Genomic DNA, 25,993 nt, shown 5'->3' with positions numbered 1-25,993 from the left:
ACGATCCTACCGCGCGACCCCGATCCTCCTGAACGCTGTACAAGACGAAGACGCTCGGCTAGCTTTAACACCGTTCAATGAACGGCGTTCAGGAGGAAGCCATGCCCGTCACCACCTCCCGCTGGCACGAGCTCGCGGACCACGTCCTCGCCGGCGGAGTCGTCACCGCGGCGGACGCCCTGGCTGTCCTCGACTCGCCGGACTCCGAGCTCATGGAGGTCGTGGCCGCGGCGTCCCGGCTGCGGTTCGAGCACTTCGGCAACACCGTCAAGGTCAACTACCTGGTCAACCTCAAGTCCGGCCTGTGCCCGGAGGACTGCTTCTACTGCTCGCAGCGTCTCAACTCCACGGCCGGCATCCTGCGCTACACGTGGCTGAACACCGACGAGGCCGTCACCGCCGCCAAGGCGGGCATCGCGGCCGGCGCCTCGCGCGTGTGCCTGGTCGCCAGCGGCACCGGCCCCAGCAACCGCGAGGTCGGCAAGGTCACCGACATCATCGAGGCCATCAAGTCCGACACCCCGGGCGTCGAGGTGTGCGCCTGCCTGGGCGCACTGAAGGACGGCCAGGCCGAGAAGCTGTGCGCGAGCGGCGCCGACGCCTACAACCACAACCTCAACACGGCCGAGAGCCATTACGAGGACATCTGCACCACCCACTCCTACGCCGACCGCGAGCACACCGTCGCCCAGGCGCACGGCGCGGGCCTGTCGGCGTGCTCGGGCTTCATCGCCGGCATGGGCGAGACCCCCGAACAGCTCGTGGAGCTGGCCTTCGACCTGCGGGCGAAGGAGGTCGACTCGATCCCGGTGAACTTCCTCCTGCCCTTCGACGGCACCCCGCTCGAGGGCGTCGACACGCTCAACCCGCGCGACTGCCTGCGCATCCTCGCCATGGTCCGCTTCGTCGCCCCCGACACCGAGATCCGCGTGGCCGCCGGACGTGAGCGACACCTGGGCCATCTGCAGGGCATCGCCCTGTACGTGGCGAACTCGCTGTTCCTGGGCGATTACCTCACCAGCGAGGGCCAGCCCGGCGCCCAGGACCTGCAGATGATCGCCGACGCCGGTCTCGAGGTCCTGCGGATGGCACCGCCGGAGCACGCCGGCGAGCAGGGCGATCCCGCGGCCGCGGCTCCCGGGAGGCGGGAGGAGAAGGTGGCCATCCGCACGCGCGGAGCCGGCACGAGCGAGCCCGCGAACGCCTGACATGTCGGCCTCCGTCCACCTCCCCCGCTCCGAGGGCCTCGTCGTCGTCGACACCCCCTCCGCCCTCCTCGCCGCCGACGCCGCGCAGGCGCGCACCGGCGCGCTCCTCGCCGCCGACGCCGAGCACGTGTGGCACCCCTACGGCGGGTTCCCCGCGAGCACCCAGCCACTGCCGGTGGTCTCGGCGGAGGGTGTGCGGCTGCGGCTGGCCGACGGGCGCGAGCTCATCGACGGCATGAGCTCGTGGTGGGCGGCGATACACGGCTACCGGCACCCACACCTCGACGCGGCCGCGCACCGGCAGATCGACACGATGAGCCACGTGATGTTCGGTGGGCTCACGCACGAACCGGCAGTCGAGCTGGCCACGCGGCTCGCCCGCCTCGCCCCCGGCGCGCTGAACAAGGTCTTCCTCGCCGACTCGGGCTCTGTGTCCGTAGAGGTCGCGGCGAAGATGGCGATCCAGTACCAGCGCTCGATCGGCCACCCCGGGCGGACCCGTCTGGCGACGTGGCGCGGCGGCTACCACGGCGACACCCTGACGCCCATGAGCGTGTGCGACCCGGAGGGCGGCATGCACGCGATGTGGCGCGGCGTCGTGGCCGAGCAGGTCTTCGCGCCCGCTCCGCCCGCCGACTACGACCCCGCTTACGTCGCCGAGCTCGAGCGGGTGATCCGGAGGAGCGCCGACGAGCTGGCGGGGATCATCGTCGAGCCGGTGGTCCAGGGCGCGGGCGGGATGCGCTTCCACCACCCCGGGTACCTGCGTGACCTGCGCCGGTTGGCCGACGAGACGGGCACGCTGCTCATCTTCGACGAGATCGCCACCGGCTTCGGCCGCACCGGCGAGCTGTGGGCCGCAGACCACGCGGGCGTCGCACCGGACGTGATGTGCGTGGGCAAGGCCCTGACCGGCGGGTATCTCACCCTCGCCGCGACGCTCACCACCGACCGGGTGGCCGAGGTCATCAGCGCCGGCGAGGCGGGGGGCCTGGCGCACGGGCCGACGTTCATGGGCAATCCGCTGGCGTGCGCGGTGGCGTGCGCGTCGCTGGACCTGGTCGAGGCCGGCGAGTGGCGCGAGCAGGTGCCGCGCATCGAGGCGGGCCTGCGCCACGGGCTGGCGCCCGCGCTCGACGTGCCCGGTGTGGTGGACGTGCGGGTGCTCGGGGCGATCGGGGTGATCCAGCTGGCCGAGCCGGTGGAGATGACGACGACGACAACAGCGATCACCTCGCACGGCGTGTGGCTGCGCCCCTTCCGGGATCTCATCTACACGATGCCGCCGTACACCTCTACGGATGACGAGATCGATCGGATCTGTGCGGCGGCGGTGGCCGGGGCTGCAGCGGCGGGAGCGGGCCGATGATCGGGCCGAGCTCACCGGTCGGGCCCGCGCCCGACCGCTCCCCCGCCCTGGACTGGCTCGACGACGCCGCCGCCGACCGGGCCGCCCGGCATGTGCGGCGGGTGCTGGCCCCACGCGCGGCCGATGACGGCGTGATCGACCTCGCCTCCAACGACTACCTCGGGCTGGGTCGGCACCCCGAGGTCGTGGACGCCGCCGTGGCAGCGACGCGCCGTTGGGGTGCGGGCGCGACGGGATCACGCCTGGTCACGGGCACGACGGAGGAGCATCTGGCGCTCGAGGACGAGCTCGCCGAGTTCACTGGCAAGCCCGCCGCGCTGGTCTTCTCCTCCGGGTACACCGCCAACCTCGGAGCCGTGGTGGCGCTGTCCGGGCGGGGATCGCTCATCGTCTCCGACGGCGGCTCGCACGCGTCGTTGGTGGACGCGTGCCGGCTCGCGAGGGCGCGTGTCGTCGTCGTCGACCGGGGTGACGTCGCGGCGGCGGCACGCGCCCTGGCCGAGCGCACCGAGGAGCGCGCGCTGGTCGTTACCGACTCGGTGTACAGCGCCGACGGTGAGCTGGCTCCCCTGCTCGCGCTGCACGGGGCGAGCCGCGCGCACGGCGCGGTCCTGCTGGTCGACGAGGCCCACGGCCTCGGCGTGCGCGGCGACCGCGGGCGGGGGCTCGTGGACGAACTGGGGTTGAGCAGGCACGAGGACGTGGTGGTCACGGCGACGCTGTCCAAGGCGCTCGGGTCGCAGGGCGGGGTGGTCCTGGCGTCCGAGCGGGTGCGCGAGCACCTCATCAGCAGCGCGCGCACCTTCATCTTCGACACCGGCCTCGCCCCCGCCGCGGTCGGCGCGGCCCGCGCCGCCCTCGGCGTCCTGCGCCGCGACCCCTCGCTCGCCTCGCGCGTGGTGGAGGTCGCCGAGCACCTGGCCGCGGTCACCGGCGCCGAGCAGCCACGCTCGGCGGTGGTGTCGGTGATCCTCGGCGACCCCGCCCGCGCGGTCTCCGCCGCCGGCAGGTGCCTCGAGCTGGGCGTCCGGGTGGGGTGCTTCCGCCCGCCGTCGGTTCCCGAGGGCACCGCGCGGCTGCGCCTCACCGCCCGGGCGGACCTCTCCGACGCCGACCTCGCGCGGGCGAGCGACGTGCTGGCCCAGGTGTTGGCCGAGCACGGGCACCCGGTTGGGGCGGCAGCGCGGCTCGAGGGGGCCCGCGCATGACCGCGTCTTCCGGCTCCGCATCCCCGCCCGCCCCGGCGCCGATCGTCATCACCGGCACCGGCACGGACGTGGGCAAGACCATCGCCACCGCAGCGCTGGCCGCCCACGGCCTGTCGGCGGGCCTGGACGTGGGGATCTGCAAACCGATCCAGACGGGCCTCGCGCCCGGCGAGCCCGGCGACGCCCACGAGGCCGCGCGCCTGTCCAGGGTGCGGCGGATGCTGGAGATCCGTCGGCTGCCCGATCCGCTGGCGCCTGAGACCGCCGCCCGCGTCGCCGGCCTGCCGCAGTCCACGCTGCCCGAGTTGATCGATCCGATCCGCGCGTGGCTCCGCACGTCCGGCGGGTCGGCGCCCGACACCGCGGCGGCCTCCGGACCTGCACGCGGGCGCCTGGATCTGGTCGAGGGCGCCGGCGGCGTGCTCGTCCGGCTCGGTACCGGCCTCACCGTCCTCGACCTCGCCCGGTCGCTCGACGCCCCGGTCATCGTGGTCGCGAGGGCCGGACTGGGCACGCTGTCGGACACCGAGCTCACCGTCCGCGCGATCGAGGCGGCGGGTCTGCGGTGCGCGGGGATCGTCATCGGGTCCTGGCCGGCCGATCCGGACCTCGCCGAGCGCTGCAACCTCGAGGATCTGCCCCGCCTGACCGGGGTTCCGGTGCTCGGCCGGGTGCCCGCGGGTGCCGGGGCGGTGGAGCGGGACGAGTTCGAGCGGCGCGCACCGGGGTGGTTCGTCCCCGACCTGCTCGACGTCCTTCGAAGCGGAGATCGGCGGGCGCACTACGGTGAGAAGTCGACGGTTATCGGATCTCCGGCCTGTCAGGCTGCGGGATGACGTCCGAGGTACTCGTCGATCGCTGACCGGATAACCGCACTCATCGGCTGCCCGGTCCGCTCGGCATAGTCCGCAAGCCTTCGGCGGTCCGACTCGGTCAAACGGACAGCCAACGGCCGGGTCTCTTCTGCGACATCACCGGTCCGCGGCCGGCCGGGCCGGTAGTCCGGACGTATTTCGACAGCCCCGGCGTCGATCTCGTACTCGCCGGCCTCCACCGCGTCGGCAAGACGCTCGTAGCGGGCTTCACGTTCACTGGCAGCACTCATCATTCCTCCAATCGCGCTCTCTGCCGGGCACTGACCTCATCGGTCAGATCAACCGCCCCTCCGGTTGCCACGAGGACCTCGCGAGCCACAGCCGCCGTCAGCAGCATGGCGTGGAACACATGGGCGACGCGTAGATCACCGCTTTCACATTCAAAACTGTATCACGGTTTGAGGCGACGAGAACGACCGAGGCGGGGCGGGGCGGTCCACTTGCCGGTCGCGGTCCCCGCCCTGCTGAGCAGGTAGAATCGGCTGCACGTCGACGCAAGGAGACTGTGTGGCCACCCGCATCCGCCCGACCACCGACCAGGCACTCGCAGGAGCCGCCGCCGGCCACCGCATGGCCGGCATGGAGCCCTCACCCGAGGCCCTCGAGATCACCCGCCGGTTCGCCGACGGGATCCTCAGCCGCGACCGGGCTCTCGCCGAGATCCGCGCCGCGGTGCGTGAGCGCACCGCTCCCTGACGCTGCCCTCACGCCCATGAACCCCCGAGATCCGTACAAGGAACCCTCGGGGGTTCTGCGTAACCGACTGGGCATCTCCGACCCCGCCGAGCTGGCGGAATACGAGCGCGACCTGGCCTTCTTCCGGGTCGTGGAACTGGAACTCAGCCCGCTGGAGGGTCGATTCGATTTCAAGCACCTCCGCGCGATCCACCGCTACATCCTCCAGGACGTCTTCGACTGGGCCGGCGAGCTCCGCACCGTCGACACCCGCGCCCTCGGCATCCCTCATGCCCGCCCGCAGTTCCTGCCCGACGAGCTCGACCGGGTCTTCCGGCAGATCGCCATCCGACCGCCCAGCACCACCGACCCCGACGCGGCCACCGACACCATCGCCGAGCACTGGTCCGAGCTCACCCTCGTGCACCCGTTCCGCGATGGGAACAGCCGCACGCAGCGAGTCTTCTTCGACCAGATGTTCCGCCACGCCGGGTGGGCCGTCAACTGGGCCGGCATCGACGCCTCAGCGGCGCACGCAGCCCGCCACATGTCGGTGTACGGGCGGCCGGACCACCTCGCCGACCAGCTCAGACGCGCCGTCCACCCGGCCTCCGAGCTCGCCGAGGGCCGCCTGGCCACCACCCTGGGCAACCGCTCGCTGCTCGACTCCTCCGCGCACTTCCGCGCCATGCGCGAGCACCACAGGGCCGCGGTCATCACGCCCTACGGTCGCACCGGGTAGCCGACGACCGGGCTCCCCACCGGGCTCCCCACCGCGTCGTCGCGCCCGGTCAGGACAGGTCGAGGAAGCTACGCAGGTCGTTGAACGACTCGCGCACCACCGAGTAGTGCGCCCACTTGCCGCGCTGCTCGCGGACCAGCAACCCGGCCTCGACGAGCTTCTTGAGATGGTGGCTGATCGTGGGCTGGCTGATGTCGACGACCTCGAGCAGGTCGCACGCGCACACGGAGTCGCACCCCTGTGCCGCGATGTGCGACAACAGGCGCAACCGCATCGGGTCCGCGAGCGCCTTGAGTCGCGCCGACATCCGCTCGGCGGTGGAAGCGTCCACCGGCCCCGCCGACATCGAACAACACGCGTCCTGCTCCGGCGCCGACAGGCCGGGTTCCACTGTTGTCATCGTCCACCTCACCTGCCCCCGAAGATACATTGACACTTACCGATGTGTCAGTCTAGCCTCCCCCATAGACAATCATCGATCTAAGGACGTTCCCCCGGATGAGCACCATGATGACCGGGCCCGGCGTGGCACCGGTCGCCAAGAAGATGTCGTTCCTCGACCGCTGGCTGGCCCTCTGGATTCTCATGGCGATGGCCGTCGGGCTGCTGCTCGGACGGTTCATCCCCGGCCTAGACCGGGCGCTGGACTCGGTGAAGATCGGCGGGATCTCCGTCCCGATCGCCATCGGCCTGTTGGTGATGATGTACCCGGTCCTCGCGAAGGTGCGCTACGACGAGACCCACAGGGTGACCGGTGACCGGAAACTGCTCACGCTGTCGCTGTTCCTCAACTGGATCGCCGGTCCGGCGTTCATGTTCACCCTCGCGTGGGTCTTCCTACCCGACCTGCCGGAGTTCCGTACCGGGTTGATCATCGTGGGCCTGGCGCGGTGCATCGCGATGGTGTTCATCTGGAACGACCTGGCCTGCGGGGACCGGGAGGCCGCCGCGGTGCTGGTCGCGATCAACTCGGTGTTCCAGGTCGTGGCGTTCGGCGCCCTGGGCTGGTTCTACCTGCAGCTTCTGCCCTCCTGGCTGGGGCTGGAGACCACGACGGCCGAGTTCTCGGTGTGGGCGATCGTGCTCTCGGTGCTGGTGTTCCTCGGTATCCCGCTGCTGGCCGGTTTCCTCACCCGCGTGCTGGGGGAGAGGGCGAAGGGACGCCAGTGGTACGAGGAGACCTTCCTTCCCCGGATCGGTCCGTGGGCGCTGTACGGGTTGCTGTTCACCATCGTGTTGCTGTTTGCGATGCAGGGCGAGGCGATCACCTCGCAGCCGCTGGATGTGGCCCGGATGGCCGTGCCGCTACTGCTGTATTTCGTCCTGATGTTCTTCTTCAGCTGGTTCGTCTCCAAGGCGGTGGGGCTGAACTACGCCAAGTCGACCAGCGTCGCCTTCACCGCGTCGGGCAACAACTTCGAACTCGCGATCGCGGTGTCGATCGGCACCTTCGGTATCGCCTCGGGCCAGGCCCTGGCGGGTGTGGTCGGCCCGCTGATCGAGGTTCCTGTTCTGATCGGGCTCGTCTACGTCGCCCTGTGGGCGGGACCGAAACTCTTCCCGGGCGACCCGACCCTGCCCGATCGTTCGGTGACCGGGACCCGCTCATGACCGGGGAGCAGCAGGCGCACCACGTCCCCAGCGTTCTGTTCGTGTGCGTGAAGAACAGCGGCAAGTCCCAGATGGCGGCGGCGCTCATGCGCCTGCACGCCGGTGACGCGATCGAGGTGCACTCGGCGGGGACCCGGCCCGGCTCGGCCGTCAACGCGCTGTCCGCGGAGGTGGTCGCCGAGGTCGGCGCCGACATGTCCGGCGAGACCCCCACGGCCGTCGACCCCGACCTGCTGCGACAGGTGGACCGGGTGATCGTCCTGGGCGACGAGGCCGCCGGGGAGATCGACGACGACGAGGTCAGCGCGCTCGAAATCTGGCGCACCGACGAGCCGTCGCACCGGGGCATCGAGGGCATGGAGCGGATGCGTCTGGTCCGCGACGACATCGATCGCCGCGTCCGCACCCTGCTCGCAGAGCTGACCGATTCCAGGCCCCGGGTGCTGTTCGTCTGCGTCCACAACGCCGGGCGCTCCCAGATGGCCGCCGGCTACCTGTCCCACCTGGCCGGAGGACGAATCGACGTCCTGTCTGCCGGGTCGGCACCCAAGGATCAGATCAACCCGGTCGCAGTCGAGGCGATGGCCGAGGACGGCGTCGACATCACCTCGGCGACCCCGAAGATCCTCACCACCGACACCGTCCGCGCCTCCGACGTGGTCATCACCATGGGCTGCGGCGACGCGTGCCCGATCTTCCCCGGCAAGCGGTACGAGGACTGGGACTTGGCGGACCCGGCAGGCCAGGGAATCGAGGCCGTCCGCCCCATCCGCGACGAGATCAAGCGGCGGGTCACCGCGCTGATCTCCGAACTGCTCGAGACCGAGTCGTAGCGGACGGGCAGGGGGCAGGCCCGCTCCCCCGGGCCACCCCGGGCGACCGGACGGGTTCAGCCGACGTGCCAGTGGCGGCGGATGAGCTCCTCCCGGTTTGCGTCGCCGCTTCCGGAGTCGCCCACCTCGTCGTCGTCGTTGTCGTCGTCATCACCGCGTAGCCCCGCGAGCACCGAGTCGATGAGCGCGGCGGGGAACACACCGTCGGCCTCGAATACTTCGCGCTCGGCCTCCAGAACGTCGGCCGACTCCGCGCACGAGGTGGGCAGGGTCTCGAAGTCCTCGCCGTCGGCGGCGTTGAGGCGCTCGGCCTGCTGCAGGCTGCCGGGGTCGTCGAGCCCGCGCCTGGCCGCGACGGCCATGCCGGCCAGGAGCAGGTGCACGTCGGCCGAGCCGTCGCCGAGCCGGAACTCGACGGTCTGCGCGTGCGTGCCGGGTTCGGGGATCGGCTCGGGGCTGCCGGACGAGGCGCCGGAAATCTGGAGCGGGCGCACCTCCGCGGTCGACGCAGGCAGGCTGAGCGGCGTCGAGACCTGTCTCTATCCCCTCCCGAGAATCACGTCGTGTACGCGGGGGGCGTACACCCGGCGCTTGTACGCTTCGGGATCGATGAAGGCGAGAACACCGAGCTCCCCCAGCTGTCTGACAACCTTGTTGGCCCGGCCATAGGAGACGCCCAGCGCCTGCTCGACGTCGCGGACCGCGAAAGTCGGATGGGCAACGGCGAGGTCGATCACAGAGATCGGCGTTGCAGACCACAGGTGGGACCCGCGGACAATGTCACTGTAGGCCCCCTTAAGTGACATTGTCGGCACCACCATTTCACTCAACTGGCGTCAGACGAACGTAAACCGCCACGTCCGGCGCACGACCACCCGGCCCGGCGTGTCAGTCCACGTCCTTGGACCAGCCCCGGACACTCCAGCGGTGCCGACGACGTCCACGTAGAGGGCGCTCGGTCTCCTGGTAGTAGTCGAACACCGGTAGGCCGAGCTTGAAGCGGATCGCGGCCACGCGAAGGCTGAACCCCACGACCAGGGTGATCGCCGCGCTCCAGTTCTCCGGGACGCCCGCAGCCACCAGACCCACAAAAACGAGCGCGGCAAGGATGGCGATACTGGCGTACAGCTCCTGCCGGAACACGAGTGGTACCCGGTCGCACAGCAGGTCACGCATGACTCCTCCGAATACGCCCGTGATGACCGCGGCGGCGACGGCGATGATGACGCCGTGTCCCATCTCGATAGCGATCCGGGCGCCGATGATCGCGAAGACCGTCAGTCCGAGTGCGTCGAGCCCGAGGAAGAGCACCCGGAAGTGCCGCATGATCGGGGCGACGACCACGGTGACGACCGCCGCCAGCGCGACCAGTGCGAGGTAGGACGGATTCTCCACCCAGATGAGCGGATAGTGGCCCAGCAGGACGTCCCGGATCGAGCCACCGCCGATCGCGGTGACGCACGCGACGATCACCACCCCGAACAGGTCCATGCGCTCGCGACCGGCGGCCAGCGCACCGGTCATCGCCTCGGCGGTGATACCGATGAGGAAGAGGACGGTGAGGAACTCCACGGGTCCGGCGCGCGACTAGAACCAGAGGTCAGCCAGCAGCTCGATCGAACGGTTCCGCACCGCCGGGTCGTAGGCGTAGGTGACGGTGATGAGCTCGTCGGCGCCGGTGCGCTCGACGAACTCCTCCAGCTGCGCCTTGACCGTGTCAGGCGAGCCGACGGCGCTGATGTCGAGCATCGGGTTGGTCGCGCCGGCGAACTGGGCGGGGTCGACGGGCGGCTGGATCTTGCGGCTGCGGCCGGCGCGCAGGTCGAGGAACATCTGCTGCAGCGTGGTGAACTCGCGCTGGGCGGCCTCGTCGGTGTCGGCGACGACCACGTTGATCCCGGCCATCACCTGCGGCTTCTCGATGCGGGCGGTGGGCGCCTCGGTGCTGAAGGTCTCGCGGTACACGCGGATGGCGTCGTCGATCTGGTCGGGCGCGAAGTGCGAAGCCAGCGAGAACGGCAGTCCCAGCTGGCCGGCGATCGAGGCGCCGTTGACGGTGGAGCCCAGCACCCAGATCGGCACCTCCATCCCCTGCGAGACGGCGGAGAAGATGGGGATGCTGTGGGCGGTGCCGGACTCGCCGAACCAGCCCTGCAGGTCGTAGATGTGGCGGGCGAACGCCTGCGGCTCGGCCGACGAGCGGCTCAGGGCCTGCGCGGTCATGCCGTCGGTGCCGGGGGCGCGGCCCAGGCCGAGGTCGATCCGGTCGCCGTGGATGTTGGCGAGTGTGCCGTACTGCTCGGCCACCATGAGCGGCGCATGGTTGGGCAGCATGACGCCGCCGGAGCCGACGCGGATCCGCTCGGTCACCGATGCCGCCTGCGAGATGAGCAGCGACGTGGCGCTCGAGGCGAGGTTGGGAGTGTTGTGGTGTTCGGCGAACCACAGCCGCGAGTAGCCCAGCCGGTCGGCGAGGCGGGCCGACTCCATCGACGCGGTGATGCCGTCACGCGCGGTGGCCCCCTCGGAGATGGAGACCAGGTCGAGAATGCTCAAGGGGACCGACACAACACACCTTTTCGTAGCTCACCGTTACCGCCGCGAACATCCGCGGCTCGTGTGTCGAGGCTACCGATGCGACGAGGTCGGTGATGGGTCACGGATCGGCGCCACCCGCGCCCGCCCCCGTGACGGGCGTGGGTCACACCGGTACCGCGTTGGCGACGTGCAGGACCGGACCGGAACGACGACGACGACGACGACGAGGTTCCCGCCCCACACCCCGTGGCCGCCTGCGGGCGTCGGCGTATCGAACCTCCGCCCCTGTGTCGTGGGTCACACTGGGCTCGTCGCGGAGTCCCGCCCGCGCATCAGATCCGCACGAAGGGTCCGAGCACGTAGCGCAGACACGCTCCGATGAGCCGCTTCACCAGCAGGTCACCTCGGGAGAGGCCGATCTCGATGCGTTCCGCGAGCGCCTCACGGCCGGGCTGGCCGAACGCGACGAGGTCGACGCCGCGGCCGCGGTTGATGTCACGGCGGTGAGCCGACCGGAAAGCTCGGGGATGTCCAACATCTCGGTGCTCTTCGACGCCACGTGGACGCCGGTCGGCTCGGACGCCCCGCGGACCGCGCGGCTGGTCGCCCGGATGTGCCCGCTGGACGACGCGTTCCCGGTGTTCCCCGCCTACGACCTGCAGCGGCAGTTCGACGTGATGCGGGTGGTCGGCGAGGCCACCGACCTGCCGGTGCCGCGGGTGCGCTGGCTCGAGCAGGATCCGGCCGTGCTCGGAGCGCAGTTCCTGGTGATGGACCGCGCCTCCGGTCAGGCGCCGGTCGACAATCCCCCGTACGTCTTCGACGGCTGGCTACTCGAGATGACCCCCGAGCAGCGGGCCGAGCTCCAGCGCGAGTCCGTGGCGGCGCTCGCGGAGATCCACCGCATCCCCGCGCCCGCCGACCTCCTGCCGGCGCTGGCCCCGGCGCCCGGGATGAGCGCGCTACGAGCGCACGTCGACGAGCAGCGCGCCTACTACGAGTGGACGACCCACGAGGATGCGCTGCGGATCCCGCTCATCGAGCGCGCCTTCGACTGGATCGAGGAGCGATGGCCCGCCGAGACCGGTCCCGACGTGCTGAGCTGGGGCGGCGCCCGCATCGGCAACATCCTCTACGAGGGCACCACCCCGACCGCCGTCCTGGACTGGGAGATGGCGGCCATCGCGCCGGCCGAGGTGGACCTGGGCTGGTTCCTGTACTTCCACGACCTGTTCCAGGACCTCGCGGAAACCTTCGGCTTCCCCGGGATCCCGGACGTGTTCGACCACTCCGAGGTCGTCGAGCAGTACGAGCAGCTGACCGGCTCCACCGTCCGGGATCTTCCGTTCTACTACGTCTACGCCGGGCTGCGGCAGGCCATCATCCTGTCGCGGATCACTCGTCGTCGTATCCACTTCGGTGAGCAGGAGGCGCCCTCCCACCCGGACGAGTACGTCCTCCACCACCCGATGCTCGCCCGCCTGATCGCCGGCTGACCGCACTCAGAAGGCGTTTCGCGGTGACTGCTGAAGTCCGTCTTCCGGAAGCTCAACTTTCGCTCCCAGCTCTCGAAGGACTTCTGCTGCCACCTCTGGCCGCTCGCGTATGACCGAGCGGGCTTGATAGTCCCTCCATTCAGCTCGCCCTTGGTCAATCTGTTCTCTCCAGTCACCACTTCCTTCAACGCCGCATTCGGCGATCAGGAACTCCAAGAAGTCCTCGACGCAAGGCCGGAAGCGCTCTCCGCCGGTCGGGATGTGGAGAGACTCGACAGCAGCCGGAGTCTTGTGACCCGTCTTGGCAAGGAACAGCGTTAGTGGCCCACTCTGCGCGTGTATGTGAATGTGAGAAGACGGTACGTGCACCGGCTCGCGCAGATACTCCATCCGCAAGATCAGTCGCTTGCGCATATCAAGGAGTTTGAACGCGGACTCGTACACGGCCATGTAGCGCCCCGCCCGGTCGCGCCCCACCGTGAAGTGGACCTCGACAAATCCGATCGAGGCAGGATTTCGTTCTGCTTTCAGTGGTCGCCGAAACTCAAACGAGAACCTCGGCCCCTTGGGAGATCTGACGACACTCAACGGCTCTTCAGATCGGGCGCCGGCCAGCGTCGATTCGATGCGGCTACTGCACTTCACCGCGAAGTCGCGTACATCGCGTTGAAGGTCTGCGTCGCGCTTTTCGTCTTCACCGAAATCGCTTCCGGAGTCGTCAGTCATCCCATAAGAGGAAACGAATCGTCTTGACTTCGTCCCAGACTTCCCGCTCTTCGTCGGTCAAGAGGTACTGTTCGGCGAGCTTGGCCAGCTCCTCGTAGCTGTGGCCGACCCGTGCGAGCGCGAGCCGCTCCTTCTCGCGAAGCTCCGGCTCAGTTGGGTTTTCGAACACAATGGTCATGGCTTACCTCCCCCTCCTCTCCTACGTGCCCTCAGTATGCATCGCCGGTACGACAGGAGTCGGGTTGCGGCCGTACTGCTCCCAGATGGCTGCCGGGATGTCGCCCCTGTTAGCGCGACGACGGCGGACTCACTTCCCGCGCACCCATGCCGGGACTACGTACGAAGCGGTGACATTCAACGGCTCTCTGCACCAGAGTGGAATCACCTTCCTGACCCGACACGACAGGCCTGCCGATGAAGCCGACGCCGCTCGACGAGTTCCCCGTCCACCAGACGCCCCTGCCGATGGCCCAGGTCGGCACGAGCGACCGGAACTTCTACGACCGCTACTACTTCAACGCGCACGACCGCACCGGTGACGTGTTCCTCGTGACGGGGTTCGGCGTGTATCCCAACCTCGGGATCGTGGACGCGTTCGTCACCGTCCGCCACGGCGACACCCAGCGGTCGGTGCGGTTCTCCGACGCCCTCAACGCCCGGTCGCTCGCGCCCGCAGTGGGAGGGTTCCGGATCGAGGTGATCGAGCCGCTGCGCACCCTGCGGCTGGTGTGCGAGCATCCGGACCTGTCGGTGGACATGACGTGGGAGGGGTCGTTCGACGCGGTGCTCGAGGACCGGCACGTGCTGCTCGAGGGCACGCGCGCGATGCTCGACGCGAGCCGGTTCGCGCAGGTGGGCAGTTGGTCGGGCACGCTCTCGGTGGACGGGCGCGACTTCGCCGTGGATCCCGACGTGTGGCTGGGGACGCGGGATCGCTCGTGGGGCATCCGGCCGAGCGGCGAGTCGGACCCCGCCGGCCGGTGGGCGGCCGAGCCGCGCGAGGGCTTCTGGTGGACCTACGTTCCGCTGCGCTTTGACGACTACGCGATGGTCGTGATCCTCCAGGAGAGCCCCGACGGGCACCGGACGCTGAACCACGCCAGCCGGGTGTTCGCCGACGGGAGGATCGAGCAGCTGGGCTGGCCGCGGATGGAGGTCGACTACCGCAGCGGGACCCGCCACCCCGACTGCGCGCGTCTGCACCTCACCACGCCCCGCGGCGAGCCGCTGCTGCTGGAGGTCGAAACCCTCGGTGGCGTTCCGCTGAGCATGGGCTCAGGGTACGTCGGGGACCCGGCGTGGTCGCACGGCCGCTGGATGAGCCGCGAGTGGAGCGAGTCCGTCACCTACGACATGACCTCCCCCGACGTGGTCGCGATGCTGCCGTTCAACACCATCGACCACGTGGCCCGGGCGACCTGCAACGGAGACGTAGGCTGGGGCCTGTTCGAGCACGCGAACTTAGGCCGGCACGACCCCTCGGGGTTCACCGACTGGGGCGATATGGCTGCGCGATAGCCTATCCCGGGTCGTATGCGCGTTCGAAGCAGGATGCCGCCCATCAAGCAGGGCTGCGGTAGCCTGGAAACATGGCATTGACCCTCGTTCCCGACAGTAAAGAATTCTTCACGGCAGCAGAATTCTTCGCAGGAGTCGGGTTGGCACGCATGGGCCTAGCAAAGGTCGGCGTAAACGTTACCTGGGCCAACGACATCGAGAAATTCAAGTACGAGATGTACCGCCAGCAGTTCGAGTCCGACGCCGACACCCATGAATTTGTCCTTGGAGATATTCGCGAGGTGAGTGGGAAGGACCTCCCCATAGTCGACCTCGCTTGGTCCTCGTTCCCCTGCACGGACCTTTCCCTTGCCGGAAACAGAGTGGGACTCATTGGGCGACAGTCATCGACGTTCTATCAGTTCACAAGAGTCCTCGAGGAAATGGAAGACGATCGGCCCAGCGTCATCGCATTGGAAAATGTAACCGCGCTCGCTAGCAGCCACGGCGGCGAAGATTTGGCCGCCGCAGTCCGCGAATTAAATCGCCTCGACTATTCCGTCGACGTCATCTCCATCGACGCCCGCCGTTTCGTCCCTCAGTCCAGACCACGACTTTTCCTCATCGGCGCAATCGACCCTCCCGAAGACGTAGTTGAACCAAACTCTGAGTTACGGCCGGATTGGCTCCAAACCATCTACGGCGATCCGCTGTTGCGGACCCATCGCGCGGAGCTACCCAGCCTTCCTCCACCGCTCAACTCCGGTCTATCTGGCTATCTCGAAACTGTGCCCAGTGACGATGCTCGCTGGTGGAACGAGGACCGGACCTCAAAATTCGTCGAGTCGCTCTCACCAGCCCAAGCCGCACGCCTCGACATCCTAAGAAACGGGAGTTCCCCAACCCATCGAACAGCCTATCGCCGCACCCGCAAAGGCATCGCCGTCTGGGAAATTCGCGCGGATGACATAAGTGGCTGTCTACGGACCGCCCGCGGCGGATCCTCCAAGCAGGCCGTCGTCCAAGCGGGAAACGGATCAGTGCAGGTCCGGTGGATGACGCCACGCGAGTATGCGAACTTGATGGGTGCCCGAGAGTACAACCTTTCAGGGCTGCGCGATCAGCAGATTCTTTTTGGATTCGGAGATGCCGTTTGCGTCGACGCTGTTGAATGGCTCGGAGAGAACTACCTGGTCCCACTACTAAACCGAGGCCGCACTGATCTAACAAAGGCAAAGGGGGCGTAAGTGGGAAGCCGAGGAATTGCGTCCGCAAACGACCCGGCCGGGCCAGTCCCGTCGAAGAGCTCCCTCTCGACGCCTTTCGTTCAGGGCTTCAGGGCCCTACTTAGTGAAGCTCTGAACACTACCGATGAGCAGAGTGGTCGGATCTTAAATCGCTGCATCGGCGTGTACGCCTTCTTCGACTATGACGGCGAGCCGATCTATGTCGGACAAACCACGGAAGATTTCGGCACCCGCATCGGACGACACCTAAGAGGACAGCGGTCTGACACGATCGCATATCGCATCCTCGACCCGTTCGAAGTCGCCGAGATGAGGCTCTGGCCTCTTGAGTCGGCCAGAGGCTTGCCAAAGAGCGAGAGGAATAAGAGAGTTGACGAACTCGAGTATTCGGTATATTGCGATTCGATTGCAAACTCCAGATATAACGCGATCCTCAACGAGAAGATACCTCCGGTCTCGGAGATAGTAACTCTTCCGAAATCCTACTCTTTCGACCTAATCCCCGAGACTATGCGGGCTGAGCGAGAGCACCCGGATGTCCGAATAGCGAGGCGAGCAGAAACGCTTGCTCGAGTCGCCGCAGTAGCGCACGAACGTGGCGAGGTATCCCCCGGCTTGCGTCGCGTGATAGTAATCCAAGCGGTCCGCCTTGCCGACCTTGCGGCTGCGCGGCTCTCCTTCGTCGAGGGAAGACCCGGTCCCAGCAAGGACGCGATCAACGTGAGCGCCCTTGTAGGAAATGTTCTCCCCGGGATTGAAACCGGTTCGGATTTGGTGTGGCCACACTCCGAAACTGACCTGTCTTCTAGCGAAGTGCCACTCCCGCTTCGTGATGAGTAACGGTCCACGCCCTAGCTCATTCAGCCGCGCTGCGTAAGTGGGGAAACGTCTCACATATGACGTCAATCAACTCGGCAGCAATCCGCGCGTCAATCTGCAATGTCTGACTAACCTTCGGCTGACTCTTTCGCGCGTCAGAACCGAAAGTCGACAAATGAAGTAGCACTTCACCGTCGTCTCCAGCTAGGGCTTGGTGATAGCAGTCAACCTCTGTCTTGTGCGGCCTAATGCTCTGAGTCAGCTGAGCTAATTTTCTAATCCGAGCCATACAATGTTCTTACCACGATGGGGTTCGCGCCTGGCTCTAGCCGAATAGGACGGAGTCTGGCGGTTCCCGCAAGTTGTGCTTCGAAATCGCGAGAGCCGCCTCCTGGCTTACACGACCGAGCGGCAGCTCTCTGCCTCACGGGCTGCAGGCCGTCGTCGTCGTTTTCGGTTGGTAGCAGTCAGCGCCCGTACACCGCGTCCGACCAAGAGGGCAGCGCGCTGACGCCGTCAGTGCGCGCTTTGCGGGCCATTCCCGCTGGCAACATCCAAAGGACACTCCGTGGGCGACATCCGGGCCCTCGGCTACCTCACAATCGACACCACCGACCTCGACCGCTGGCGCACCCTCGCCCACGACGTCGTAGACCTGGGCGAAGGTGCCTGCGGCGACGCCGATCCACTCCTTGCCCACGTGAATATTCGTCTCACTGGGGGCCATCGCTATTGCCTTCGGGGGCCAGTGTCCGGAAACGCGATTATTGCGCTTGGGGGCCGGCAGTAGCGTCCGTGGGGGCCACCGGTCCTTAGGCTCCTTCCGCCGCGTGTAGAGGGCACGTGGCGGAAGGAGCAATCCGTGACTGTACGGAAGATCAGGGCAAAGCTTGTGCTGCAGCTTCGCGCCGAGGGCCTGTCGGGGCGGGCGATCGCCGCCTCGCAGGGCATGTCCCGCAAGAGCATCACTGCGGTGCTGGAGGCTGCCGACGCGACGGAGACGAGCTGGGACGACGTCGCCGAGCTCAGCGATGAGCAGGTGTATACACGCCTGTTCCCGGGCCGCGGGGAGCACGAGAGCGTGTTCGCCCAGCCGGACTGGGAGCAGGTCCACCGGGAGATGGCGCGGGTCGGGGTCACGCTGAAGCTGCTACACGGCGAGTACACCGACCAGTGCGCCGCCTCGAAGGCACCGGCGATGGGCTATGACCGGTGGTGCAAGACCTACCAGCGGCACGTGATGGTCACCGGCGCCGCCTCCCGCGTCGGCCACAAGGCCGCCCAAACGGTCGAGGTCGACTGGTCCGGCCCCACGATGGAGCTCACCGACCCGGCAACCGGGGCGACGCGGAAGGTGTACCTGTTCGTTGGGTGCCTGCCGTTTAGCCGGTACGCCTTTGTCTATCCGGCGACCGATATGCAGCAGGACGCGTGGCTGCGGGCGCACGTGGCGATGTTCGAGTTCTTCGGTGGTTCGGTGCCGCGGATCGTGTGTGACAACCTCAAGACCGGGGTGGTCAAGCATCCCCGCGAGGGGGAGATCGTGCTCAATGATGCCTACCGGGAGATGGCCGCTCATTACTCGGCAGCCGTTTTACCAGGCCGGATACGGCGTCCTAAGGACAAATCTGGGGCCGAGAACACCGTCTTGCATGTGGCGACGTGGGTGATCGCCGGCCTGCGGGACCGGACGTTCCACGCGCTGCCCGAGCTGGCGGAGGCGATCGGTGAGCGGATGGACGCCTACAATCGCGAACCGTTCCAGAAGCGTCCCGGCTCAAGACTCGGCGTGTTCACCGCGGATGAGCAGCCGCTGCTGACGCCGCTGCCGGCGGTGGCGTACGAGATCAGCCGGTGGCTCTACGGCCGCCGCGTGGGCCGCAACGGGCACGTGGTGTTCGAGCGCAACTTCTACTCCGCCCCGCTGGCGCATATCGGCACCAAGGTCGACGTGCGGATCACCGCCCGAACGCTGGAGATCTACCGCGGCACCGAGCGGATCTCCAGCCACCTTCTGCTTCCCGAGCAGACATCAGGGCAGTACCGCACTAACGACGCCGACCTCCCAGCTGGCGAGCGATACCAACAGTGGGACGCACCTCGGGTACGCCAGTGGGCCGAGCGGGTGGGGCCGGCGGCGGTGATTGTGGTCAACCGGGTCTTCGAATCCGTCCCGGTCGACGAACAGGGCCTGGACGCCGCCCTGGCGGTGCTGCGCCTTTCTCGCCGTTTCTCGGCCGAGCGGGTCGAAGCCGCGTGCGCACTGGCGTTGACCGGTCCGGTGCGCTCGCCCCGGTACGCGCACATCCAACCAATCCTGGTCACCGGCCAGGACAAGGCCGCGGCCCTGCGACCGGCACAAGAAGCACCCGCTGAGGTCGGCGGCTACGTGCGCGGCGCCGACTACTACGCCGGAGGCACACGATGAGCGCCATCGACATCGAGACCAAACGGGCCCTTCCGGATTTAGAGTGCGTTGATCCGATTCTGGAGCTGTCCGGAGTGGATCAGTGACCGCAGGATGTAGTGCCCCGAGGTTGCGGAAGCCCAGGGCGATTCCGCGGAGGTGCTCGAGGCGCCCGTTGATGGCCTCGACGGGGCCGTTGGAGGCCCCCACGTCGAAGTAGGCCGGGATCTCCCGATGCCGCTTCCACAGTGACCGGCCGAGCTGTGCGAGCTCTGGCAACTCCTTGGGCACCCCGGTCCGGATTGAGCGCAGGAGCTTGTACATCGCGATCTTGCTCTCCCGCTTGCCGGTGGCCTCGTAGGCGGCGATGAGTCGCTGGTAGACGCCGTAGGTGACCTCCACCGCCGCGTGCGCATCGTCGGCGGTGAACGCCTTGAACAGGCGGACCTTCTGCTTGTCGGTCAGCAGCTCAGCGCGGGTGCGCAGGGTGCGGCGGATGCCGTACAGCGGATCTCCCGTGCGGCCCCGGTGCCCGGTGGTGGCCTGCTGGATGCGTTGGCGGCACACGGTGAGCTTGTCGGCGGCCAGGTGCACGACGTGGAAGGGGTCCATCACTGTCCGGGCAGCGGGCACCGCGCTGGCGGCCGCGGAGTGGTAGCCGGCAAACCCGTCCATAGTCACTACCTTGACTCGGTCTCGAAACACCTGGTCACGGGCATCGAGCCACTCGGTGAGCACCATCGCCGAACGCCCCGGGACCATGTCCAACAGGCGGGACGGGCCGGTGCCGTCCACCGGGGTCAGGTCGACCAGGACGGCGGGCGAACGAGCTGCTGCCGTCACCGCGCACGTGCTTCCACTTGTGCTCATCGACCCCGAGGACACGGACTCCGTCGAAGTGGCCGGGCTGGTCGTAGACAATCGTGCGAGTCTCCGGCAGTGCTAGATCGTTGACCAGATCCCACCCCAGCCCGAGGGCCTTGGCCACCGCGGACACGCTGGTGCGATCGATCGCCAGACGCTGCAGAATCCAGCAGCTGCAACGGCGGGTGGTCTTGGCCCTCGGCTCAGCCAACGCCGGCATCCGCTGCTGGAAAATCCGCGTCTCGCATTCGATGTTGTCGCAGGTGAAACCCGGTACCCGCACGTGCAGCCTGGTCGGGTGACCGACGATCGGTAGATCCGTGACCTTCCGTTCGACATGATCACGAAGGCGGCCGGCCATCCCGCACTCAGCGCACACCGGGTCCAGCGTGACCGGGGCGCAGAACAAGTGCGTGAGCTCGTCGGCCACGGCGACGTCGGTGATGGTCACCCCAAGTTCGCCGGTGCGGCAGATGGTGTCGGCAAGCAGACTGGAGGTAGCGTTCAAAGCGGGTCCTGGGGATGCGAAGTGCTGGTGTAGGAACTTGCATCTTCACACGCCCCAGGACCCCTACATCTTGTGCCTCACCGCATCACCGGCGAACCCCAGCTACGCACTCTAAATCCGGAAGGGCCACCAAACGCAAGCTCCGCGAGATGGGCGCCCAGCCCCTGCTGGAGGCGATCGAGGCGCAACACGAGGACCACGTTCTCGGGATGAGCTTCCATGAGCGGCTGCAGCTGGTCGTCGACCACGCCCACGAGAGCTTCAACCACTCCAAAGTCGACGGCCTCATCCGCCGAGCAGGACTGCGGTACCCGAGCGCTGACCTGCGGCGAGTGGACCTGATCGACGAGCGCGGACTGAACCGAGCCGTGCTCGCCCAGCTGGCCACCTGCTCGTTCATCGATCGCCAACAGAACGTCGTGTTCCAGGGGTTCACCGGCTCGGGAAAGTCCTACCTCGGCTGCGCCCTGGCCAAGCAAGCCTGCACCCACCGGTACCGGGCGCACTACATCCGAATGCCCGACCTGGAAGAGGCCTGGGCGCTGGCGAAAGACCGACCGCAGGGTCAGACGAAGTTCCTCAAGAAGTACGCCGCGTTCTCTCTACTCGTGATCGACGAATGGCTCCTCGACCACCCCGATGAAGCGATGCGCAGCATGCTGCTCGAACTGCTCGAGCGCCGCTACGACACCGGATCCACCGTCTTCTGCACGCAGTACGCGAAGAAGGACTGGCACCAACGCCTGGGCTCCGGGGTACACGCCGACGCCATCATGGACCGCATCGTCCACAGCGCCATCTGGATCGACACCGGCACCCACAACATGCGCGAGCACGCCGCCGCGCACCAGTAGCGAAGACCCCGCTGGGGGTCGGTGGCCCCGACAGGCGCGATCACCGGCCCCCAACGGCAATACTGCTGGCCCCCGAAGGCAATATCCGGTGGCCCCCAAGCCTTCAAATACTCACCGACACCGTGGGGACGGAGCAGTTCGACAATCTTCACGACCTCTTCGCGGAGATCTTGGTCCGCGGAGTAGGGACGCAGGTCAAGCGGGGCATGCACCACGACTATGTGCACCGTCGGGAGGAACTGGCGACGGTTCGTGGCCGGATCGATGTCTCGCGCAGCATCGCCGAGCACTCCGGAAGCCGCGGTCGGCTGATCTGCGGTTACGACGAGTACGACCCGGACACACCCCACAATCGCGCGCTGAAGTCCGTGATCATCCTGCTGGTTCGTCATGGCGAGATCAGTAAGAGCCGCAAGGAGGCCCTCCGGCGCCTACTGCCCTATATGGATGCCGTCACCACAGTCGCCCCGACCTCGATCCGGTGGTCCGGCCTCACCGTCCACCGCAGTAACGCCTCGTACCGTTTGCTGCTAGGAGTGTGTGAGTTGGTTGTCCGCGGGCTACTACTGACCGACAGCTCCGGCGACAAGAAGCTCACCACCTGGCTCCCCGACGAGGCCATGAGTCGACTCTACGAGCGGTTCCTGCTCGAGTACTTTGCATTCCACCGCCCAGAACTGTCTCCCAGAGCTCCGTACATCGCCTGGGATTACGACCAGTTGCTGTCGTCTGGGACCGAACATCTTCCAACCATGAAGACCGACCTCCGACTTAACTTCGGTAGGAGGTCCCTGCTAGTTGATGCCAAGTACTACAGTAAGTCATTGCAGACCGGACAGTGGGGCAAGGAGTCCGTCAGCTCGGAGAATCTATACCAAATTCTGGCGTACGCAAAGAATGCCGATGTCACTCAGGACGGGTCCGTCAGCGGGCTTCTGCTGTATGCACGCACTAATGCGCCAGCGCAGCCCAACCTCGACATGACCGTCCAGGGAACTCGAATCGGTGCCCGCACACTCGATCTGAGTCAGCCGTGGAATCAACTGAAGACTCAATTGGACAGCATCACGACGTGGCTGGGTTGTTAGAGGGCCGTCGAATTTCGTCCGGCAACAAAGCCACTCGGCCGCGCGTTTGAATTCTCGAGGCAACTCTCGGTGCTGGCCGCTCGCTATCCGCGTTTCGCACCTCCATAATTGGCCCTTCCCCGACCTGCTCAGTCCGACTGGGCAAACACGCTCTCGCGCTCCCCGCGGCCCGCGGCCTGTTAGGGACGTGCTTCGGAAAGCAGGGTTCTGATGATCGGGTAGCGCGAGTATGAGCATCGGATGCTCAATGACCTCTCGGACGTGGAGCTGCTGATCATCGACGACAGTCAGTTTGTCTTGGGGCTTCTCACTTCGAGGAGATGAGAAGGCCGCTCACCTCGGCTACGTGGTCACGAGCTGAATCAGCTCCGTGTAGTCCGTGACGACGTTGTATCTGACGTCCTGTCCGTTCTTCGCATTGATCGACTCGAAGAACTTACGGGCACACTCGATCTTGGCGTTCTCGACCCCTTTGAGCTGCAGACTCGACAGAGAGCCTTTCGTCTCGGCGACGAAGTACACGTGCTTAACGCTTCCCTCAGTGAACGCGATCGCCCAGTCGGGGTTGTAGTCACCGACGGGAGTCGGGATGAAGAAGCCTCGTGGGAGTTTGGCGTAGACCGCGACCTCGTTGCTGGTGTCCATCTCGTCGACGAAGGCGCGTTCGACCTTGGAATCGGTGACGACGTAGTCGTAGATGTGCTTGCGCAGCTTGTCGCCGGCCTGCGTGAAGTCCTGCTTTGTTTGATTCTCGGTGAAGATCGCCGAGTCGAATCGGTCTTCGAGTGTGTCATAGGTCAGGTGCTCAACGATCACGGTCGCTTTCTGCTCGTTGACGAGCCGGGCGGTTTCGGTGATGAACTGTTCCGGGTTGAGCCGGAACTTCGCGAACGTCTCCGGTGTGACTCCGCCCAGGATGGAGGCGACTGTACGTCGGGTGAGTTGGGTCTTATCGGTAATCTCGCCGAGAAGGTCGTACTTCACTTGTGAGCCGGCAGTCACAGTCTCGGTATGAGTCCGTGTCCGCGTTCGGTCGAATCCGGCCGTATTGGTGAGGTCCTCGGCGTCAAGATCGTCCTTTTGCTGTCCTTCGATGAGGACGTACTGCATCGCGGCCACGTTGAGGTGGGTGTCGAGCGCCTGAATGCATTTGCGGATCAACTCGTTCGAGTCGAACTCGACCTGGTAGACCGCCTTGTGGTTGATCCGGCCCCAGAGCGCCCGGAACTCCTTCTTCGCGAAGTTGGCCTCGTTGAGCGGGATCTTCTTCGGCTTGCGGCCGTCCTCGCCGATTACCTTCACTTCGAGGTACAGCGAATCCACGAGCGGCAACACGGACTCGATCACAGGCCGCAGCACCTCCGAGGTGGGTTCGACGAGGGTACCGGCTTCCTTGGCCTGCTTATACGTCTCGGAGATCGTGTCGTCGTCGTTGAGGTAGTCGTTCTTGATCAGGTACTTGTACAGCGCTTGCGCGAGCGCCTCCTCTACGACGGATTCGCCATTGGGAGTCTGGATGGTCTTGCCTGTGAAGAACTTCACGCTTGCCTCGCGCGGCCGTGCCGCCAACGACTCGGCAATCTCCTTCTGAAGCCCGGTCACGAAGTCGGTATAGGACTCGTCGGTGACGACAGTCAGTTCGTTAATATCATGCACGACGGCCGGGTTGTCCATGCGTTCGCCGTGCTGATCGACTGCCAACCGCAGACCTCGGCCAATCTCCTGACGGCGCGAGACCGTGTTGTCGCTCTTCTTGAGCATCCCCATGACGAATACGTTGGGGTTGTCCCAGCCCTCACGCAGTGCGGAGTGCGAGAAGATGAATCGCACCGGTTCCTCGAACGACAGCAGGCGTTCCTTGTTCTTGAGGATCAAATCGTAGGCATCGGTGTCGGTCGACTGCCCCTTGTCGTCGCCCCGTCCACTGACCTTGCCATCGATTTGCCGCTTAGACTTCTTGTCGATGGAGAAGTAGCCCTCGTGCACCGTCCCGGTCTCGTCGCGGAGCAGGTACTCCTGGTACGCGGCGGTTGACTCGTCAAGGGCGAGTTCACCGAGCACGTCGTCGCGGATCGTCTCGTATTCGTCCTCGAAGATGCGGGCATAGTCGCCGAGGGCGTCTTCGCGGTCGTAGTCGCGGTACTTAGCAACCTCGTCGATGAAGAACAGGGAAAGCACCTTGATGCCCCGGGTGAACAGTTCGCGTTCCTTGTCGAGGTGGGCGCGAATGACTTCCCGGATCTGAATGCGTCGCTTGGTTTCCTCGGTCACGTCACGGTCCGCGAGCTGTCCGGCGATAACCACGTCACCGTTGCTCAGTTCGAGCACGTCGCGATTGGCGTCGATGTCCGTGATGAACAAGCCCTTATAGGCCTCGATTCCGCCCGAGATGGCGTGGAGGTTGTCACCTTTGTCGAGACGCTTGATCTGGCGCCTGATGCCGGTCTTCGTCTGTACCTCGATCTCGACACGGGCACGGGGGGTGGCGTCTCTGGCGATTTCGATCGAGTCGAGGTATAGATAGGCGGTCGAGCCTGCGAGCCCCTTGACTGTGATGCCGCGGACGGCGATCTTCTTGACCAGCTTCTGGTTGTAGGCGTCCAAAGCGTCGAGGCGATGGACTTTGGTGTGCTCGACCTTGTGGGTCGCCGAGTAGCGCAGCACCATCAGTGCATTGAACTCGGCCAATGAGGCGAGCGACTTGTCTGCGCCGATCTTCTGTGGCTCGTCGATGATCACGATTGGCCGGTTGGCCTTGATAACATCTATCGGCCGGCGAGACCCGAAATCGTCGAGCACGTCATAGATGCGGCGGTTGTCCTTGCCAGACGAGTTGAACGCCTGAATGTTGATAATCATCACCTGCACCCCGGCGTCGGAGCTGAACCGCTCCAGTTCGTGCAGCTGCGACGAGTTGTAAATGAACGACCGCGGCTTCGTTCCGTAGAGCTGCTGGAAGTGCTCGGCGGTAACCGCGAACGACTTCTGCACGCCTTCACGGATCGCAACCGACGGGACGACGATGATGAACTTCGACCAGCCGTACCGTTTATTCAGTTCCATGATCGTCTTGATGTAGACGTAGGTCTTGCCAGTACCCGTCTCCATCTCGACATCGAGATTCGGTGCGCCCGGTGCTGCCTTGCTGTCCACCAGCTTCGGCGCTAACGGCAGGTTCCGTGACCGTTGCACCCTGTGCGTGTTTTCAAGCAGATGCGCACTGGTGAGTGCGATCTCCGCGTTCCGCAGGCCGGAATCCGGTGTTTCGTTTGTTTCGAACAGCCCCGGGTTGGCGTCCGGCTTGAGGTTGCCGGGGTCGATCCGGTACGAAATCCCATCGTGCTTGGGCTGACCCGCGAACACTTCTACCACCGAGTCGACGGCGTCGGTTTGATACTGCTGAACCTTGAACTGAAGCTTCATCGTGG

25 protein-coding genes and 2 pseudogenes are annotated in these 25,993 nt (G+C 66.3%); 17 read left to right on the top strand and 10 right to left on the bottom strand.

Translation table 11 applies throughout. The features are described from left to right. Positions 1-101: 101 nt before the first annotated feature. The 4 genes from bioB to bioD are packed head-to-tail and all read left to right on the top strand — an operon-like array spanning position 102 to position 4,621. Positions 102-1,208, top strand: coding sequence for a biotin synthase BioB (gene bioB, locus KHA85_RS01685; protein ID WP_213184566.1), 1,107 nt, complete (start codon positions 102-104; stop codon positions 1,206-1,208). A gap of 1 nt (position 1,209) precedes the next feature. Beyond that, positions 1,210-2,577 (top strand): adenosylmethionine--8-amino-7-oxononanoate transaminase, encoded by a 1,368-nt coding sequence (locus tag KHA85_RS01680; protein WP_213184565.1) that lies wholly within the window; start codon positions 1,210-1,212, stop codon positions 2,575-2,577. Beyond that, positions 2,574-3,785, top strand: a complete 1,212-nt coding sequence (locus KHA85_RS01675) for an 8-amino-7-oxononanoate synthase (RefSeq protein ID WP_061229773.1) — start codon at positions 2,574-2,576, stop codon at positions 3,783-3,785. Before KHA85_RS01680 ends, KHA85_RS01675 begins: the two co-directional genes overlap by 4 nt. Continuing rightward, positions 3,782-4,621 carry an ATP-dependent dethiobiotin synthetase BioD gene (bioD, locus tag KHA85_RS01670; RefSeq protein ID WP_213184564.1) on the top strand — a complete coding sequence of 280 codons (840 nt, stop codon included), beginning with the start codon at positions 3,782-3,784 and terminating at the stop codon, positions 4,619-4,621. The genes KHA85_RS01675 and bioD overlap by 4 nt, the downstream gene beginning before the upstream one ends. On the opposite strand, the gene KHA85_RS01665 is transcribed toward bioD, so the two are convergent. Then, positions 4,606-4,890 carry a ribbon-helix-helix domain-containing protein gene (locus KHA85_RS01665; protein ID WP_131886375.1) on the bottom strand — a complete coding sequence of 95 codons (285 nt, stop codon included), beginning with the start codon at positions 4,888-4,890 and terminating at the stop codon, positions 4,606-4,608. The two genes, bioD and KHA85_RS01665, sit on opposite strands and share 16 nt — an antisense overlap. A gap of 277 nt (positions 4,891-5,167) precedes the next feature. Between KHA85_RS01665 and KHA85_RS01660 the strand changes: the two genes are divergently transcribed. Both KHA85_RS01660 and KHA85_RS01655 read left to right on the top strand, forming a co-directional pair. Further along, positions 5,168-5,356 (top strand): antitoxin VbhA family protein, encoded by a 189-nt coding sequence (locus tag KHA85_RS01660; protein WP_213184563.1) that lies wholly within the window; start codon positions 5,168-5,170, stop codon positions 5,354-5,356. Between the two features lie 16 nt (positions 5,357-5,372). Next, positions 5,373-6,077, top strand: coding sequence for a Fic/DOC family protein (locus KHA85_RS01655; protein WP_213184562.1), 705 nt, complete (start codon positions 5,373-5,375; stop codon positions 6,075-6,077). A 49-nt stretch (positions 6,078-6,126) separates the two neighbouring features. On the opposite strand, the gene KHA85_RS01650 is transcribed toward KHA85_RS01655, so the two are convergent. After that, entirely contained in the window at positions 6,127-6,477 is a 351-nt protein-coding gene (locus KHA85_RS01650) for an ArsR/SmtB family transcription factor (protein ID WP_061229777.1), read from the bottom strand. A gap of 98 nt (positions 6,478-6,575) precedes the next feature. Between KHA85_RS01650 and arsB the strand changes: the two genes are divergently transcribed. The 3 genes and pseudogenes from arsB to KHA85_RS17780 all read left to right on the top strand — a co-directional run bounded on the left by arsB (position 6,576) and on the right by KHA85_RS17780 (position 8,521). Then, positions 6,576-7,688 (top strand): ACR3 family arsenite efflux transporter, encoded by a 1,113-nt coding sequence (gene arsB / locus KHA85_RS01645; protein WP_213184561.1) that lies wholly within the window; start codon positions 6,576-6,578, stop codon positions 7,686-7,688. Then, positions 7,685-8,104: pseudogene (locus KHA85_RS17785) on the top strand (arsenate-mycothiol transferase ArsC); the annotation flags it as partial. The gene arsB and the pseudogene KHA85_RS17785, both read left to right, overlap by 4 nt. A 24-nt stretch (positions 8,105-8,128) precedes the next feature. Beyond that, the gene (locus KHA85_RS17780; protein WP_438802037.1) at positions 8,129-8,521 is read left to right on the top strand and encodes an arsenate reductase ArsC; all 393 of its coding nucleotides are present in this window, start codon (positions 8,129-8,131) and stop codon (positions 8,519-8,521) included. A 56-nt stretch (positions 8,522-8,577) separates the two neighbouring features. Here KHA85_RS17780 and KHA85_RS01635 read toward each other — a convergent pair whose 3' ends face one another. From KHA85_RS01635 to KHA85_RS01620, 4 genes are all read right to left on the bottom strand, one after another. Continuing rightward, positions 8,578-9,015, bottom strand: a complete 438-nt coding sequence (locus tag KHA85_RS01635) for a hypothetical protein (protein ID WP_308936823.1) — start codon at positions 9,013-9,015, stop codon at positions 8,578-8,580. Between the two features lie 45 nt (positions 9,016-9,060). Beyond that, positions 9,061-9,258: a hypothetical protein gene (locus tag KHA85_RS01630; RefSeq protein WP_213184559.1), complete on the bottom strand. Its 198-nt coding sequence runs from the start codon at positions 9,256-9,258 to the stop codon at positions 9,061-9,063. A gap of 151 nt (positions 9,259-9,409) precedes the next feature. Continuing rightward, positions 9,410-10,093 (bottom strand): trimeric intracellular cation channel family protein, encoded by a 684-nt coding sequence (locus KHA85_RS01625; protein ID WP_213184558.1) that lies wholly within the window; start codon positions 10,091-10,093, stop codon positions 9,410-9,412. Positions 10,094-10,108: 15 nt separating this feature from the next. Beyond that, positions 10,109-11,089 (bottom strand): LLM class flavin-dependent oxidoreductase, encoded by a 981-nt coding sequence (locus tag KHA85_RS01620; protein WP_213184557.1) that lies wholly within the window; start codon positions 11,087-11,089, stop codon positions 10,109-10,111. Positions 11,090-11,346: 257 nt separating this feature from the next. Between KHA85_RS01620 and KHA85_RS01615 the strand changes: the two genes are divergently transcribed. Next, positions 11,347-12,555: a phosphotransferase family protein gene (locus KHA85_RS01615; RefSeq protein WP_308936821.1), complete on the top strand. Its 1,209-nt coding sequence runs from the start codon at positions 11,347-11,349 to the stop codon at positions 12,553-12,555. A gap of 6 nt (positions 12,556-12,561) precedes the next feature. Here KHA85_RS01615 and KHA85_RS01610 read toward each other — a convergent pair whose 3' ends face one another. Together KHA85_RS01610 and KHA85_RS01605 are read right to left on the bottom strand one after the other, a co-directional pair. After that, positions 12,562-13,281: a hypothetical protein gene (locus KHA85_RS01610; RefSeq protein WP_213184556.1), complete on the bottom strand. Its 720-nt coding sequence runs from the start codon at positions 13,279-13,281 to the stop codon at positions 12,562-12,564. Continuing rightward, entirely contained in the window at positions 13,274-13,459 is a 186-nt protein-coding gene (locus tag KHA85_RS01605; RefSeq protein ID WP_061914077.1) for a hypothetical protein, read from the bottom strand. Before KHA85_RS01605 ends, KHA85_RS01610 begins: the two co-directional genes overlap by 8 nt. A gap of 236 nt (positions 13,460-13,695) precedes the next feature. On the opposite strand from KHA85_RS01605, the gene KHA85_RS01600 reads away from it, so the two are divergent. From KHA85_RS01600 to istA, 5 genes are all read left to right on the top strand, one after another. Further along, a complete protein-coding gene (locus tag KHA85_RS01600; RefSeq protein ID WP_213184555.1) occupies positions 13,696-14,799 on the top strand; it encodes an Rv3169 family protein in 1,104 nt (367 codons plus the stop codon). Between the two features lie 71 nt (positions 14,800-14,870). Then, entirely contained in the window at positions 14,871-16,025 is a 1,155-nt protein-coding gene (locus tag KHA85_RS01595; RefSeq protein WP_213184554.1) for a DNA cytosine methyltransferase, read from the top strand. Between the two features lie 162 nt (positions 16,026-16,187). Further along, positions 16,188-16,865, top strand: a complete 678-nt coding sequence (locus tag KHA85_RS01590; protein WP_308936820.1) for a GIY-YIG nuclease family protein — start codon at positions 16,188-16,190, stop codon at positions 16,863-16,865. A gap of 547 nt (positions 16,866-17,412) precedes the next feature. Beyond that, positions 17,413-17,634 (top strand): VOC family protein, encoded by a 222-nt coding sequence (locus KHA85_RS01585; protein ID WP_213184552.1) that lies wholly within the window; start codon positions 17,413-17,415, stop codon positions 17,632-17,634. A gap of 72 nt (positions 17,635-17,706) precedes the next feature. Beyond that, positions 17,707-19,272, top strand: coding sequence for an IS21 family transposase (gene istA / locus KHA85_RS01580; RefSeq protein WP_213184551.1), 1,566 nt, complete (start codon positions 17,707-17,709; stop codon positions 19,270-19,272). Between the two features lie 38 nt (positions 19,273-19,310). On the opposite strand, the pseudogene KHA85_RS01575 reads toward istA, so the two are convergent. Beyond that, positions 19,311-20,623: pseudogene (locus KHA85_RS01575) on the bottom strand (ISL3 family transposase). Between the two features lie 149 nt (positions 20,624-20,772). Between KHA85_RS01575 and KHA85_RS01570 the strand changes: the two are divergent. After that, the gene (locus KHA85_RS01570; RefSeq protein WP_213184550.1) at positions 20,773-21,477 is read left to right on the top strand and encodes an ATP-binding protein; all 705 of its coding nucleotides are present in this window, start codon (positions 20,773-20,775) and stop codon (positions 21,475-21,477) included. Positions 21,478-21,599: 122 nt separating this feature from the next. Beyond that, on the top strand, positions 21,600-22,565 hold the full coding sequence (locus KHA85_RS01565) for a 5-methylcytosine restriction system specificity protein McrC (protein WP_308936819.1): 966 nt from the start codon (positions 21,600-21,602) through the stop codon (positions 22,563-22,565). Positions 22,566-22,907: 342 nt separating this feature from the next. Here the strand turns inward: KHA85_RS01565 and KHA85_RS01560 are convergent, their stop codons facing one another. Further along, entirely contained in the window at positions 22,908-25,988 is a 3,081-nt protein-coding gene (locus KHA85_RS01560) for a type III restriction-modification system endonuclease (protein ID WP_213184549.1), read from the bottom strand. Positions 25,989-25,993 lie beyond the last annotated feature (5 nt).

The sequence above is a fragment of the Dietzia massiliensis genome (assembly GCF_018390595.1).
GTDB lineage: Bacteria > Actinomycetota > Actinomycetes > Mycobacteriales > Mycobacteriaceae > Dietzia > Dietzia massiliensis.
Note: the sequence above shows the minus strand (reverse complement) of the source record. Positions and strands in the feature narration are given on the sequence as shown.

What these genes read in the sequence shown, in the direction of transcription:
- bioB (WP_213184566.1), top strand. Translation starts at nt 102, where the DNA reads ATGCCCGTCACCACCTCCCGCTGGCACGAGCTCGCGGACCACGTCCTC.
- KHA85_RS01680 (WP_213184565.1), top strand. Translation starts at nt 1,210, where the DNA reads ATGTCGGCCTCCGTCCACCTCCCCCGCTCCGAGGGCCTCGTCGTCGTC.
- KHA85_RS01675 (WP_061229773.1), top strand. Translation starts at nt 2,574, where the DNA reads ATGATCGGGCCGAGCTCACCGGTCGGGCCCGCGCCCGACCGCTCCCCC.
- bioD (WP_213184564.1), top strand. Translation starts at nt 3,782, where the DNA reads ATGACCGCGTCTTCCGGCTCCGCATCCCCGCCCGCCCCGGCGCCGATC.
- KHA85_RS01665 (WP_131886375.1), bottom strand. Translation starts at nt 4,890, where the DNA reads ATGAGTGCTGCCAGTGAACGTGAAGCCCGCTACGAGCGTCTTGCCGAC.
- KHA85_RS01655 (WP_213184562.1), top strand. Translation starts at nt 5,373, where the DNA reads ATGAACCCCCGAGATCCGTACAAGGAACCCTCGGGGGTTCTGCGTAAC.
- KHA85_RS01650 (WP_061229777.1), bottom strand. Translation starts at nt 6,477, where the DNA reads ATGACAACAGTGGAACCCGGCCTGTCGGCGCCGGAGCAGGACGCGTGT.
- arsB (WP_213184561.1), top strand. Translation starts at nt 6,576, where the DNA reads ATGAGCACCATGATGACCGGGCCCGGCGTGGCACCGGTCGCCAAGAAG.
- KHA85_RS01610 (WP_213184556.1), bottom strand. Translation starts at nt 13,281, where the DNA reads ATGACTGACGACTCCGGAAGCGATTTCGGTGAAGACGAAAAGCGCGAC.
- KHA85_RS01605 (WP_061914077.1), bottom strand. Translation starts at nt 13,459, where the DNA reads ATGACCATTGTGTTCGAAAACCCAACTGAGCCGGAGCTTCGCGAGAAG.
- KHA85_RS01600 (WP_213184555.1), top strand. Translation starts at nt 13,696, where the DNA reads ATGAAGCCGACGCCGCTCGACGAGTTCCCCGTCCACCAGACGCCCCTG.
- KHA85_RS01595 (WP_213184554.1), top strand. Translation starts at nt 14,871, where the DNA reads ATGGCATTGACCCTCGTTCCCGACAGTAAAGAATTCTTCACGGCAGCA.
- KHA85_RS01570 (WP_213184550.1), top strand. Translation starts at nt 20,773, where the DNA reads ATGGGCGCCCAGCCCCTGCTGGAGGCGATCGAGGCGCAACACGAGGAC.
- KHA85_RS01560 (WP_213184549.1), bottom strand. Translation starts at nt 25,988, where the DNA reads ATGAAGCTTCAGTTCAAGGTTCAGCAGTATCAAACCGACGCCGTCGAC.